The 13569-nt window shown below is 39.6% G+C and carries 13 protein-coding genes; 11 read left to right on the top strand and 2 right to left on the bottom strand.

What is annotated here, in order from left to right; genetic code table 11:
• Positions 1–51: 51 nt before the first annotated feature.
• The 5 genes from D0T60_RS07100 to D0T60_RS07080 all read left to right on the top strand — a co-directional run bounded on the left by D0T60_RS07100 (position 52) and on the right by D0T60_RS07080 (position 5153).
• Positions 52–1605 carry an acyl-CoA carboxylase subunit beta gene (locus D0T60_RS07100; RefSeq protein WP_163217464.1) on the top strand — a complete coding sequence of 518 codons (1554 nt, stop codon included), beginning with the start codon at positions 52–54 and terminating at the stop codon, positions 1603–1605.
• Between the two features lie 96 nt (positions 1606–1701).
• The gene (locus D0T60_RS07095; protein ID WP_163217463.1) at positions 1702–2613 is read left to right on the top strand and encodes an OadG family transporter subunit; all 912 of its coding nucleotides are present in this window, start codon (positions 1702–1704) and stop codon (positions 2611–2613) included.
• A gap of 67 nt (positions 2614–2680) precedes the next feature.
• A complete protein-coding gene (locus D0T60_RS07090; protein ID WP_163217462.1) occupies positions 2681–3112 on the top strand; it encodes a biotin/lipoyl-containing protein in 432 nt (143 codons plus the stop codon).
• Positions 3113–3114: 2 nt separating this feature from the next.
• On the top strand, positions 3115–4275 hold the full coding sequence (locus D0T60_RS07085) for a sodium ion-translocating decarboxylase subunit beta (protein ID WP_163217461.1): 1161 nt from the start codon (positions 3115–3117) through the stop codon (positions 4273–4275).
• Positions 4276–4607: 332 nt separating this feature from the next.
• On the top strand, positions 4608–5153 hold the full coding sequence (locus D0T60_RS07080; RefSeq protein WP_163217460.1) for a hypothetical protein: 546 nt from the start codon (positions 4608–4610) through the stop codon (positions 5151–5153).
• A gap of 211 nt (positions 5154–5364) precedes the next feature.
• Here the strand turns inward: D0T60_RS07080 and D0T60_RS07075 are convergent, their stop codons facing one another.
• Positions 5365–6273, bottom strand: a complete 909-nt coding sequence (locus D0T60_RS07075) for a transposase (RefSeq protein WP_370524399.1) — start codon at positions 6271–6273, stop codon at positions 5365–5367.
• Positions 6254–6649: a hypothetical protein gene (locus D0T60_RS18800; RefSeq protein WP_239059514.1), complete on the bottom strand. Its 396-nt coding sequence runs from the start codon at positions 6647–6649 to the stop codon at positions 6254–6256. Before D0T60_RS18800 ends, D0T60_RS07075 begins: the two co-directional genes overlap by 20 nt.
• A gap of 115 nt (positions 6650–6764) precedes the next feature.
• Here D0T60_RS18800 and D0T60_RS07070 point away from each other — a divergent pair, with 115 nt between their 5' ends.
• The 6 genes from D0T60_RS07070 to D0T60_RS07045 all read left to right on the top strand — a co-directional run bounded on the left by D0T60_RS07070 (position 6765) and on the right by D0T60_RS07045 (position 13156).
• A complete protein-coding gene (locus D0T60_RS07070) occupies positions 6765–7913 on the top strand; it encodes an SMI1/KNR4 family protein (RefSeq protein WP_163217459.1) in 1149 nt (382 codons plus the stop codon).
• 50 nt (positions 7914–7963) lie between these two features.
• Positions 7964–8389, top strand: coding sequence for a hypothetical protein (locus D0T60_RS07065; protein ID WP_163217458.1), 426 nt, complete (start codon positions 7964–7966; stop codon positions 8387–8389).
• Positions 8390–8627: 238 nt separating this feature from the next.
• Positions 8628–9206, top strand: coding sequence for a hypothetical protein (locus D0T60_RS07060; RefSeq protein WP_163217457.1), 579 nt, complete (start codon positions 8628–8630; stop codon positions 9204–9206).
• 10 nt (positions 9207–9216) lie between these two features.
• Entirely contained in the window at positions 9217–9807 is a 591-nt protein-coding gene (locus D0T60_RS07055; protein ID WP_163217456.1) for a hypothetical protein, read from the top strand.
• A gap of 298 nt (positions 9808–10105) precedes the next feature.
• On the top strand, positions 10106–11614 hold the full coding sequence (locus D0T60_RS07050; protein WP_163217455.1) for a 4Fe-4S binding protein: 1509 nt from the start codon (positions 10106–10108) through the stop codon (positions 11612–11614).
• A gap of 165 nt (positions 11615–11779) precedes the next feature.
• Positions 11780–13156, top strand: a complete 1377-nt coding sequence (locus tag D0T60_RS07045) for an aldo/keto reductase (RefSeq protein WP_163217454.1) — start codon at positions 11780–11782, stop codon at positions 13154–13156.
• Positions 13157–13569: the final 413 nt, after the last annotated feature.

The raw sequence follows: 13569 nt of genomic DNA, 5'->3' as shown, positions 1-13569 counted from the left end.
CAATCATAGAAATTAAACATTAAAAAATAAAAATTAAACATTAATCAAATCATGAGTAACCAACTTGAAAAGGTAAGAGAGCTTATTGAACTTCGCGCTAAAGCCCGTATAGGTGGTGGCGAAAAAGCGATTGAAAAACAACATGCCAAAGGCAAGTATACAGCTCGCGAACGTATCGCCCAATTGCTGGACGAAGGAAGCTTCGAAGAATTGGATATGTTTGTAGAACACAGATGCACCAACTTCGGACAAGAGAAAAAACATTTCCTGGGAGATGGTGTAGTGACCGGATACGGAACCATCGAAGGAAGACTGGTATATGTTTTCGCTCAAGACTTTACCGTATTTGGAGGTTCGCTGTCGGAAACCATGTCGCTGAAAATCTGTAAAGTAATGGATATGGCCATGAAAATGGGTGCACCTTGTATCGGTATCAACGACTCGGGTGGTGCTCGTATTCAAGAAGGTATCAACGCGCTGGCAGGATATGCCGAGATTTTCCAACGTAACATCATGGCTTCGGGTGTTATTCCGCAAATTTCGGGAATCTTTGGTCCTTGTGCCGGTGGTGCGGTATACTCTCCTGCCCTCACAGACTTTACGCTGATGACAGAAGGTACTTCTTACATGTTCCTTACCGGACCCAAAGTAGTAAAAACAGTAACCGGCGAAGATGTAACCCAAGAAGAATTAGGTGGCGCAAGCGTACACGCCAGCAAATCGGGGGTAACTCACTTTACTGCTGCTACCGAAGAAGAAGGCTTGGCTACCATTCGTCGCCTACTCAGCTTCCTTCCACAAAATAACCTCGAAGAGGCTCCACTACTCAACTGTACCGATCCTATCGATCGTATAGAAGATTCATTGAACGAAATCATCCCCGACAGTCCCAACAAACCTTACGATATGTACGAGGTAATAGGTGCTATCGTCGACAATGGCGAATTCCTTGAAGTACAACAAGATTACGCTAAAAACATCATCATCGGTTTTGCTCGTTTCAACGGACAATCGGTAGGTGTGGTAGCCAATCAGCCCAAATACCTTGCCGGTGTGTTAGATAGCAATGCTTCTCGCAAAGCCGCTCGTTTTGTACGTTTTTGCGACGCATTCAACATTCCTTTAGTAACATTGGTAGACGTGCCGGGATTCCTTCCGGGTACCGGACAAGAGTACAACGGTGTAATTCTTCATGGTGCCAAATTGCTTTACGCTTACGGCGAAGCTACTGTGCCTAAGGTAACAGTTACCCTGCGTAAGTCTTACGGTGGTTCGCACATTGTGATGAGCTGTAAACAACTTCGTGGTGATATGAACTACGCATGGCCTACTTCGGAAATTGCCGTAATGGGTGGTGCAGGTGCTGTAGAAGTATTGTATGCCAAAGGTGCGGCAGAATCGCCAGACCCGGCAGCATTCATGGCAGAAAAAGAAGCAGAATACACCAAACTGTTTGCCAATCCATACAATGCAGCGAAGTATGGCTATATTGATGATGTAATTGAGCCAAGAAACACTCGTTTCCGCATCATTCGCGCCCTACAACAGTTGCAAACCAAGAAACTATTGAATCCGGCTAAAAAGCACGGTAATATTCCATTATAAATTTAAGTTTGAAGTTAATAAGTTTATAGTTTGAAGTTGAAAAAAGCTCCAAAACTATAAACTAAAAACTCCAGAACTATAAACTAAAAAGAAGTTATGAATAAAAGAAAACTTGGGATATTTATCTTGTTAATAGCAGCCGTTTGCCTGAACATACAGGCACAAGGTGCCAAAAGTCTTCGCATTAATGAGATTCTGGTAGTCAACGAAGAAAACTATCAAGACGACTACGGATTGCATAATGCTTGGATTGAAATCTTCAACACCTCTTTTGCTTCTGTAAATATGGGTGGTTGCTATTTAACGAATGATAAAGACAATCCAAAAAAATATCCGATACCTAAGGGAGATGTGATGACGCTCATCAAACCACGTCAGCACACATTATTCTGGGCAGATGGACAACCCAGCCGGGGAACATTCCACGTAAACTTTACGTTAGACCCCACAAAAGAGAATTATATCGCATTGTATGATTCGAATGGTAAAACGCTGATTGATGAAGTTATCATTCCGGCCGGACAAATTGCCGATCATTCTTGGGCACGCGTAGAAGATGGTAGCAAAGAGTGGATGCAAAAAGGAGGTGGCAATAGCTATGTAACTCCAAGCACCAACAACCTGACGCTGGACAAGAACGAGAAGATAGAAAAGTTCAAAGAACACGACGCAGGCGGATTCGGTATGGCTCTTACGGCAATGACCGTTGTGTTTACCGGTTTAATTCTATTGTTTCTATCGTTTAAACTCGTGGGTAACATCTCCGTTAAACTGGGTAAACGTAATGCAATGAAAGCACATGGCATTACAAATAAAGAAGAGGCGAAAGAACAAGGCTTCGGAAAACGCTCCGGAGAAGAATTTGCCGCTATCTCGATGGCTATGCACGAGTACTTCGATGATGTTCACGATATTGAAGATATGATTATCACCATCAATAAAGTGAAACGTACCTACTCGCCCTGGAGTTCGAAGATTTATACTTTACGCGAAAATCCAAGAAAATAACAGCCTCTCCCTAACCCTTTCCCAAGGAGAGGGAACAGAGAGATACGAATCATAAATGAAAATAACAATGAAAGAATATAAATATAAAATCAACGGTAACCCTTACAACGTAGTAATTAAAGACGTTGAAGATAATATCGCTCATGTAGAGGTAAACGGAACTCCTTATAAAGTGGAACTCGACAAACCTGCCCCTGCTGCTCCTAAAGTGATTAAACGTCCGGCTTCTGCTCCGAAAACAGGCAGCGGTGCCCCAGTGGTAGCCAGCGCTCCGAAAGCAGCGAAAAAAGATGGTGTAAAATCTCCACTTCCGGGTGTAATCCTCGATATCAAAGTGAAAGAAGGAGACGAAGTGAAGAAAGGACAAACTGTACTTATCCTCGAAGCCATGAAGATGGAAAACAACATCAACGCGCACAAAGATGGTAAAGTAGCAGCTATTAATGTTAAAAGCGGAGATTCTGTTCTTGAAGGTACAGACCTCATAATCATTGAATAATTATGGGAGAGTTTTTATCGTTTTTAGGAGATAACTTAGTTGCTTTCTGGGATTATACTGGTTTTGCGAATGCTACATACCAGCATATCATCATGATCCTGGTAGGGCTTCTATTTATCTATTTGGCAGTAGCCAAAGAATTTGAGCCTATGTTGCTGATTCCTATTGGTTTCGGTATGCTTATCGGTAACATCCCCTTCAATCTGGATGCCGGGCTTCAGGTAGGTATCTACGAAGAAGGCTCTGTATTGAATATCCTTTATCAGGGTGTAACTTCCGGCTGGTATCCGCCACTCATATTCCTGGGTATTGGGGCCATGACGGACTTCTCGGCATTGATATCTAACCCTAAACTGATGCTGATTGGTGCGGCTGCACAATTCGGTATCTTCGGAGCATACATCATTGCCTTATTAATTGGTTTTGAACCTAACCAGGCAGGGGCAATCGGTATCATCGGTGGTGCTGATGGTCCTACGGCTATCTTCCTTTCTTCTAAACTGGCTCCTAACCTGATGGGTGCTATCGCAGTATCGGCCTACTCTTATATGGCATTGGTACCTGTGATTCAGCCTCCTATCATGCGTTTGCTTACCAACAACAAAGAAAGATTGATCCGTATGAAACCTCCCCGCGTGGTATCTCATACAGAAAAAGTAATGTTCCCGATTATCGGTATGTTGCTCACTTGCTTCCTGGTGCCTTCCGGTCTTCCGCTGTTGGGTATGCTGTTCTTCGGTAACCTGTTGAAAGAAAGTGGCGTAACCCGTCGTTTGGCAACCACTGCCAGCGGTCCGCTGATCGATACCATCACCATTCTGTTAGGATTAACAGTGGGTGCTTCTACTCAGGCATCTCAGTTCTTAACTTTAGATTCTATTTTGATCTTCGGTTTGGGAGCTGCTTCATTCGTAATCGCCACTGCTTCAGGGGTGTTGTTCGTGAAGTTCTTCAACTTGTTCCTGGGTAAAAACAATCAGATTAATCCGCTTATCGGTAATGCCGGTGTATCTGCTGTGCCCGACTCCGCGCGTATCTCACAAGTAATTGGCTTGGAATATGACCCAACTAACTACTTGTTGATGCATGCAATGGGTCCGAACGTAGCAGGTGTAATCGGCTCAGCTGTGGCTGCGGGTATCTTACTCGGATTCTTGATGTAATAGTTCACTTATCAAATAGTATAAAGAAGCGGTTCCGGATGGGGCCGCTTTTTTTGATATATGTATCAGTAATGATGTGTTATTTGCGATAATAATAGTATAAAATATCGCATCTTAGATAGAGTGTAAAGAATGTTTTCGTCTACGTGCTTCCGAATTTACTCATTTTTATATAACTTGCCACTGTTTATCAGTCAGGTCAGTTGAGTAAGCTTTTTGGTGCATCTTATTTAAGTAATGTGGTACTTACAAATAAGATACTAAAACAGAAAAACTACCTACTGATAAATGTTTTTATTAAATCAAAACGGTTTCTGAATAATCTATATAAAATGAAGTGTTATTTACTTTTTATACTATTATCATTATCTTCTTATTCCTTTGGGCAAAATCAAGTTGCACAATCTCAAATTGACTATTCAAAAAAAATTCTTGGATGTTGGGAGAATATAGATATTATAGCAGAGGTAGAATCTAATTATGAGATGATTGACTCTCTAACATTTAAAGTATTGGATGATTGGATTTCCAAATTGAAAGCAAAAACAGTATACAAATTTCACACATACGAGAATGGTAAAGCTTATACCAAAGATAAATCCAGTTTTGATTATCCAATCTCTTATATCTTAGACAACGATCGTTTTTTGTACAAAGAATTGGTTAGGAACAGCCCAACTGTGGAATTTAATATAAAAATATTGAATGACACATTGTATTTAACAGAGTATGATATTTCTAAATATCAATTGTTGTTGAAGTGGACTGATTGGGAATTTAACATAGCTGATGATATACCTAAAAATTTAGTCTGCAAAAAATTCATCATTACATATATTTATAAACAATGTGAAAATTGTGATTTTTATGAGGATTAGGTGCTAATGCTAACACAATCATAAAAAAGACATCTTTTCTATCCCTAATCACTGAGTAAGCTTGGAATCTATAAATTTATCCAAAAATACTGTTTTTTATCGAATTTATACTTTGGGAAAATTTAGGAATGAAACAATTGATGCTGATAAATTTGAAATATCACCACTGGATAGATTAAGTATATTTTCCTGACTTTGACACTGGGACACCCTATAAATTCTCCCAAAATTTTTCATCGAAAAGGCTGGCAATGCTTCTCTGTTGTTCCGTCAAAATCATGGTCTTACTCATCACCTTTCCACTTGTAGGTAGATTAATTTTTATGGTTGTTATGGTTCTGGCGATGCTCAATACTTTGTCTATGCTAAGATTGATTTGCTTTAGGCGTATTATTCGTTCCAGTTCCTTATATACTTTATACGCCACAAAGCAAATACAGACATGTGCTTCTATCCTCACAGGATTGAAATGAAACATTGGTCTGACCTCAAGCGTGCCCTTTGTGACACGAAAAGCGCGTTCCACAACCCAAAGTTCATTATATTGTGCATAAACGTCTTTCGGAGCAAGATTGGTGTTAGTGATATACCTCTTTAAGCCATCCCACTTTTCATCCATGCCTATCTTTTCTGAATTAATAGTTACTTTCACATCATCGGAGATGTCTAAGAACTTGTTATATCCTCGTTTATTGATGTTCTCTTTTGTTATACTGCCATTCTTATACGCCTTTTGTAAACGCCTGATTCCTTTCTGCCTGTTGTAATAATCCTTTTTTGCCCGTTTCTCCGAATAACAAACGATTAATCTCCTTTCCCCTTTGAAGTGCTCATAAAACACACCATCAACTTTCTCTAATGAAAAGACCCATTGCTTTACCTCATCAGTCTCATTCTTTATTCTGGCACCAATAATATAGTTATAACCGCTCTGCTCTAAAAGCTCCAGATTGGATTTATTCATCAAACCGGAATCGGCAACAACAACGAAATCCTCCAAATCGAACCTGTGAACAAAATCTTCTATGATAGGCATCATGGTTCTGCCTTCGTATTGGGAACCGTTGAATAGAGAGTATGAAAGTGGATACCCTCCACCACTAACTAATAAACCAAGCACACTGTGGTTGGCTATGTTTACCGTCCTTAGAAAAACCTGTTTCACGAAAACCATCAGTATAGTCTGATTCAAAGTAAAGGGTAGTCACATCGTAAAACACCAAACCAATATTACCGCCCAAAATCTTACGGGTATGTTCTACGCTGATTTGCTGAATGAGGTCTTGTTGAGTGTTGCCCAACTTATCCAAGTAACGATATATCTTGTGGAGCTGTATATCCTGGTCAAAATGAGATTTTAGATAATCCACTGTGGCTGCTTTACTCATAGGTTGGGAAAGGCGGGTAGTGACCAGATGCCTGAGTACCTCATCCTGGATTTGATTAAAACCTATGAGGTTGAAAACTTTATGGAGAATTAGTTCGATACCATTCAACAATATGTTGTTGGGTGGAATCTTGTGTCGTTGGTTTAGCTGTGAGTGGCATACTATTTTATCAAATAATTACTATCTTTGAGCCAATGAAAAACCCAACAAACACACCATTTAAATGAAAAAAATAACTTTCAGAAAATGCGAGCAAGTATTGGCCGATCAAGATATCACCAACTTAGAGAACCGTTTAGGAGCCAAGCTTCCCGAAGACTTCGTGGCACATTACAAAAAACACAATGGCGGCTATCCGAATATGAACTGGAGTTCAGGAGTAGAAATCAACTACCCCTTTGAATCATTCCTCCCCATAACCTATGGAGAAGATACCATTGAAAAGAAACTGCAAGAGTTTGATAATATAGGATTCAACTATGGAACAAAAATACCCTTTGCCGTCATAGAGATTGAAGATGTATTTTGCATCGATCTTAGCGAAGAATACTACGGACAAATCTTTGTACGTGTACCCAAATATGTAAAAGGAGAATACAACCTGCACAAAGGCGATTGGGAATACCATTGCGCCAGCTTCACCGAATTTCTGGAAGGATTAAATCAAATCAATTATTACCTCTTTGAGTATCGGGACGGACGGCAAGCCGAAATCTGGGAAGAACTTATGGCAAACAATAACTTATCCAAAGCCATACTCCCTCTCAAAGACATCCATGCAGTACTGAAAGAAACCATACGCATGGCAAAGATCAATATTAATATCATTTTCGGACAATTGCAAGCCTGTGGATATCAATTCAACTCCGAAACCTCAGTAAAAGAACCCGATGCGGAAATCGAAAGTAAAATAGAAACACTGAAAAACCTTATCAAACCCTACGGCTATCTCCCCCTGTCACTAGAGTTTTTCCTCCGATACGCAGGAAGTGTCAATTTCATCCCCTCGTGGAAGTCAAAATTACCCTATCAATACGCCGACTCTCTATATATAGCCGACATCGACGAAATCATCGTACTGGCAGAAGCGCGCGAATGGGATGAGGAGGAAGACGATTCTCCGCTTTACCTTGAAATCTCCCCCGATTATTACCATAAAGACAACGTAAGCGGCGGGATGCCCTATGGAATCGAAATAACTCGAGAACCTCAAATCGACAGCCGACTGCTTAACACTCCATACGGTGATTTATATTTCATTGACTATCTACGCCTCTGCTTTGACTGGGGCGGATTCCCACATATAAAGAATGAAAATAAGAACTATCAGGAATTTATTGAGAATCTGGTAAAAAGAAGGATGACGTTATGAAGCATAATATCCGAAGAAATATATAACCTTCAAATAATAACACTGAAAATATGATGTTTAAACTTGGTTCAACTGATTTTGAAATAGACGAAAGCGAATCATGCTTTTATATTGATAGAGAAAATGATTTGATACAATTTTCTCTGGATATTTCTACAAAGGATAAAGAATATCACAACGAAGAGCATGCACCTTCTATTGATATTCGCTGGTTTGAAACAGAAAAAAACGACATTAGTGAACTCATTGGAATGGAAGTAACGGTTTCAACCATTGAAGAATCCGATGAACGAGAGGATACATTTTATCTTTACGAACATGAGCCTTTTGTCAAATACCAGTTGAAAATAATTGATATTCACAACGAAAGTGTTCATATTTCGATAAAAGGAATAGTAGTTGAAGACGGTTATGCTAAACCATACACCACCGAAACACTGGAAATAGACTGTTGGTTGAAAATCAGCTATATTTGATAAATAGATGAGTTTGAAATGAAAATATGCCCCAAACATATTCTCCTCGGTACAGCAATCATCACTCTGGATGTCTTTGTTTACCTAATTTTAGGCCTCTTACTAATGGTCTATGATGATAATTGGGATGAATCCAAAGGGGATGTTTAAAAGAATCCATTAAAAATTCGAAGTAATGTTTTTATTAATATTGATTATACTCATTGTGAATATTGCAATATCAATATTATGTCTGTTGATGAAAAAGTACAGATTATCACTTAGTCTTTTCACTATTTTTCTATTTATATTTTTATATACATTTACTTCAATTCCTTTTTATATAGGATTAAAAAAAACACCAAATATAAAACTATCTGAAACCATACTTGATGTCAATGATTATGATAAGATAGATATAAGAGAAGAAGGTGTTATAGAAATATTATCAGATAAAAACTTAGAGTTATTCAATCCAGGATATGAATATATGTTGTTTTTTGTGGCCACAGATAAGCCCAATTTTACTTATCAAGATATACATTGTAGAGAAAAAAATAAATGTGCAAATATTATCATAATGACAGGTGATGTATATTTCGAGAAACAAATAGGAAAACTATATTCTTACAGAGTTATGTTTAATATAAAAGGGACGCTTTCCGAGATAAAAGAACCAGTATACTGCAAGGTGTTTTTTGTTCAAATGTTTGCTCCAGTCCACGAAACAAATGAAATATGCATCCCTGTTGAACGCTTATTGTTAAGTATAAGAAAAACTAAAATAGAATCAAATATTTCTTGTGACAAAACATCAAAAGAACACAACGATAATTAGAGAGAACAATATGATGAAAAAACTATTAGTATTGATTTTGTTATGCATGCTTTTTTCATGCCAAAAGAAAGAACCTATTTTTACATTAGTAGATAGCAAGGAGAAAATACACAGTGATTCTCGTGGATTTAATAATTATATTCTGATAGAAAATGTACCGAAAGATAAAATGGAATTAAAACAATTGATGATTCACCATTTTCTATCCTTAACTCCCCGTATAGATACTTTACATACATATACAACGTGCATGTTCTTAAAATCTACGCGAGCAACAAGGAAACGTTTTAGTATTACAGACGACGAGATAGTAAGTCGCGAAGATACTTATATGATTCCTCGTGGAAGAAATTCATATAGTTGGTATAATAACAAAACTTATGTAGGTTATATCTTTATAGGTCGTTGCAGCAAAATGAATTTAAAAGCTGAAATGTATCTAAATTTAGGCACTCAAAGTTCTATCGGATTTAAAGAAAGAGGAGCAGATGAAGAAATAGATGTTCTATTAAATGAATGCGATCCTATATGGTATATACAAAACGAAGAAAATGAACTTGTTCGATATTTTAATAATTTATGGTTTCGCGTAGAGGAGTAAATATGGGTGAATAACCCCATATCACCCCGAAAACTACAGCTATCAAGTTGCCAAACTTGACGGCTCTACTCTTTATACTTGACGCGTGTACTCTTTATACTTGACGGCTCTACTCTTTGGCGTTAATAGGTTAAATCAAAAACCTGGTCAGAAGCCCCATAAGAGGTTGGGGAATAGCTATATTTCCTCTGTGTTCATTAATCATTTTTTATTCAACTCGTTTATAAATCATTCTTTTTATGTACATTTGAAACATATCCTACTAATTCGCCTTCATTATATAAAAAACAATATAAATATGCTACGAAAAATCAGATTAACTTTAGCTATTCTTTGCTTTACCCTGATTACCTTGCTGTTTCTCGACTTTACAGGAATCCTACACGGGTGGTTTGGCTGGTTGGCAAAAATACAATTTGTACCCGCACTGTTGGCATTACATGTAGGCATTTTTGTGGGGTTGGTATTGCTAACCTTGGTATTTGGTCGTATTTATTGCTCGGTTATTTGCCCGTTGGGTGTATTTCAGGACGTGATTGCACGCATGGGGAAAAGAGGCAAAAAACTTCCTTACTCTTACTCGCCTGCTCTTTCGTGGTTGCGCTATGGAATGCTTGCTCTGTTCATCGTGGCACTGGTGGCCAGTATAGGCTCTGTTGCCGCTTTGTTGGAGCCATACAGTGCTTACGGACGTATAGCCAACAACCTCTTTGCCCCTCTTTGGCAATGGGGGAACAACTTCCTGGCTTACCTGGCCGAACGTGCCGATAGTTATGCTTTCTATCGAACTGATGTGTGGATCAAAAGTATACCAACATTCCTGATTACCGTTGGCACATTCATTGTACTTATTATACTGGCTTGGAGAAACGGACGTACGTACTGCAACACCATTTGCCCGGTAGGTACAACACTTGGTTTCCTTTCTCGTTATTCCTTATTTCAGATTCGGATTGATGCGGATAAATGCAACAAATGCAGCCTCTGCGCCCGAAACTGCAAAGCCTCCTGCATCAATTTTAAAGAATATAAAGTAGATAACAGTCGTTGTGTGGCCTGTGGAAATTGCCTTGAGAAGTGTAACCGTGATGCCATCGGCTATAAATTTCGCTATTCTAAAACCCCAACAAAGCAGGTAGAGGCAGAAGTAGTTGGCAGCTCAGAATCTTCTGAGCCACAAAACGAAACCCGTCGCAATTTTCTTTCTGTAGCCGCTTTAATGGCAACTACCTCTCTATTGAGAGCGCAGGAAAAGGGAGATGGCGGACTGGCGGTTATCGTCGACAAGAAAATACCCAAACGTACCACCCCTATTGTGCCTGCGGGGGCTTTGAGTTTGCGCAATATGGCTCAACATTGTACCGGTTGTCAATTGTGTGTATCGGCTTGCCCGAATCAGGTTTTGCGCCCTTCGAACAACTTAATGACACTGATGCAGCCCGAAATGTCTTACGAACGAGGTTATTGCCGCCCCGAATGTACCAAATGCTCGGAAGTATGCCCTGCAGGAGCGATAAAGCCGATAGACACTGCCGAGAAATCGGCCATACAAATTGGGCGTGCCGTATTTATTAAACAAAATTGCGTGGTACTAACCGACGAGGTAGAATGTGGTAACTGTGCCCGTCATTGCCCGGCAGAAGCCATACTGATGGTTCCTTTGGATGCTGATAAGAAAAATTCTCCCAAAATACCCGTAGTAAACGAAGAGCGTTGTATTGGCTGCGGAGCATGTGAGAATTTATGTCCGTCTCGCCCATTCAGTGCCATTTACGTGGAAGGAAACAGAATGCATCGTGTAATTTAGGAGTTATGAGTTATGAGTTACCAGTTACCAGTTACCAGTTACGAGTTACCAGTTACGAGTTCTATGCAGAATTGTAAAAACTTGAACTTATAATCATAACTTGTAACCCGTAACTCGTAACCCGTAACTTGTAACTCGTAACTTGTAACTCATAACTAACCCAAAATGAAAAACAAAAATATAAACCGTAGAGAGTTTTTAAAGATTGTAGGTATCAGCACAGCCACTACTACGGCTGCGCTTTATGGATGCAGTCCGAAAGGAGAACCGGGAGGAGCTTATAATGCTTCTGCCCCCGTGCCTACAGATAAAATGACTTACCGTACTTTCCCCAAGATAAAAGATAAAGTGTCTCTTCTGGGCTATGGCTGTATGCGTTGGCCTACCATTCCTTCGCCGAATGGAAAGGGAGACATCGTTGATCAGGAGACTGTAAACGAGTTAGTAGATTATGCCATTGCTCACGGTGTAAACTATTTCGACACATCGCCTGTATACGTTCAGGGGTTGTCGGAAAAGGCAACAGGTATTGCCTTGAAACGTCATCCGCGCGAGAAGATATTTATTGCTACCAAGCTATCTAACTTCCGCGATCATTCGCGAGAAAGTGGTCTGGCTATGTACCGTAAGTCGATGGAAGATTTACAGACGGACTACATTGATTATTACCTGCTACACTCTCTTGGTAATGGAGGTGCAGAGGCTTTTAAGCAGCGATATGTAGATAATGGTTTGCTGGAATTCCTGCTCAAAGAACGCGAGGCGGGTCGTATCCGTAAACTTGGATTCTCCTTTCATGGCACTATAGAGGGGTTTGACTATTTGCTAACTCTGCACGATGAGATACATTGGGACTTTGTGCAAATTCAGCTTAATTACGCAGACTGGAAACATGCTACGGGCAGAAATGTGAATGCAGATTATCTGTATAGCGAATTAACGAAACGCGATATACCTTCCATTATCATGGAGCCGTTGCTGGGAGGTCGTCTTTCTAAGGTGCCCGATCACATTATCACTCGCCTCAAGCAGCGTAACCCCGAAGGTAGTGTGGCATCCTGGGCTTTCCGCTTTGCAGGTTCTCCGGAGCATGTGCTAACGGTGTTAAGCGGTATGACGTACATGGAGCATTTGCAAGATAACATCCGCACGTACTCGCCACTCGTGCCTTTAACCGACGATGATAAAGATTTTCTGGAAGAAACTGCACAGTTAATGCTTAAATACCCAACCATTCCCTGCAATGATTGTAAATATTGCATGCCTTGCCCGTATGGTATCGACATTCCTGCCGTTCTTCTGCACTATAATAAATGTGTAAACGAAGGAAACACACCCAAAAGTAAGGAAGATGATAACTACAAGAAAGCGCGTCGTGCCTTCCTTGTGGGGTATGATCGCAGTGTGCCGAAGCTTCGCCAGGCAAACCATTGCATAGGATGCAAGAAGTGTATGCCTACGTGTCCGCAAAAAATTAATATAGTGAGAGAATTGCAACGGATAGATAAGTTTGTGGAACAGTTGAAGCAGGAGACGTTATAAAAATCGTTTTGAATTTAATTTTGAGTTATATTGAACCGCAGAGTTACGCAGATTAACGCAGAGTTTTTAATACAATGCTGTATAAAACTTAATCCTCTGCGTTAATCTGCGTAACTCTGCGGTTCAAATTCAATCATTTCCGAACCTATACGAACTAATTATGAACATCCACTTATGAAATAATCTATATAATTTTCCTCTATAAATAAAATGAACACAGAGTCACAAAGACACAGAGTTTATATTCTTTCTCTGTATCTTTGTGACTCCGTGTTTATTAATTATTTTTTATTCAACCCGTTTATAAATCATTCTTTTTATGTAAGTTTCTCCTATAAATGTCTCCGTTAGCCTTGTGTGGGGTTTCCACCCACAAGGCTAACGGTCTGTCTGAGCACACTTTCCTTAGTCTT

The organism is Bacteroides sp. 224 (assembly GCF_010500995.1).
Lineage (GTDB): Bacteria > Bacteroidota > Bacteroidia > Bacteroidales > Bacteroidaceae > Bacteroides.
This window is presented reverse-complemented; position numbering and strand designations above follow the sequence as displayed.

Coding starts and splice junctions, on each gene's coding strand:
- D0T60_RS07060 (WP_163217457.1), top strand. CDS start 8,628: ATGAAAAAGTACAGATTATCACTTAGTCTTTTCACTATTTTTCTATTT.
- D0T60_RS07070 (WP_163217459.1), top strand. CDS start 6,765: ATGAAAAAAATAACTTTCAGAAAATGCGAGCAAGTATTGGCCGATCAA.
- D0T60_RS07065 (WP_163217458.1), top strand. CDS start 7,964: ATGATGTTTAAACTTGGTTCAACTGATTTTGAAATAGACGAAAGCGAA.
- D0T60_RS07050 (WP_163217455.1), top strand. CDS start 10,106: ATGCTACGAAAAATCAGATTAACTTTAGCTATTCTTTGCTTTACCCTG.
- D0T60_RS07045 (WP_163217454.1), top strand. CDS start 11,780: ATGAAAAACAAAAATATAAACCGTAGAGAGTTTTTAAAGATTGTAGGT.
- D0T60_RS07090 (WP_163217462.1), top strand. CDS start 2,681: ATGAAAGAATATAAATATAAAATCAACGGTAACCCTTACAACGTAGTA.
- D0T60_RS07095 (WP_163217463.1), top strand. CDS start 1,702: ATGAATAAAAGAAAACTTGGGATATTTATCTTGTTAATAGCAGCCGTT.
- D0T60_RS07085 (WP_163217461.1), top strand. CDS start 3,115: ATGGGAGAGTTTTTATCGTTTTTAGGAGATAACTTAGTTGCTTTCTGG.
- D0T60_RS07055 (WP_163217456.1), top strand. CDS start 9,217: ATGATGAAAAAACTATTAGTATTGATTTTGTTATGCATGCTTTTTTCA.
- D0T60_RS07100 (WP_163217464.1), top strand. CDS start 52: ATGAGTAACCAACTTGAAAAGGTAAGAGAGCTTATTGAACTTCGCGCT.
- D0T60_RS07080 (WP_163217460.1), top strand. CDS start 4,608: ATGAAGTGTTATTTACTTTTTATACTATTATCATTATCTTCTTATTCC.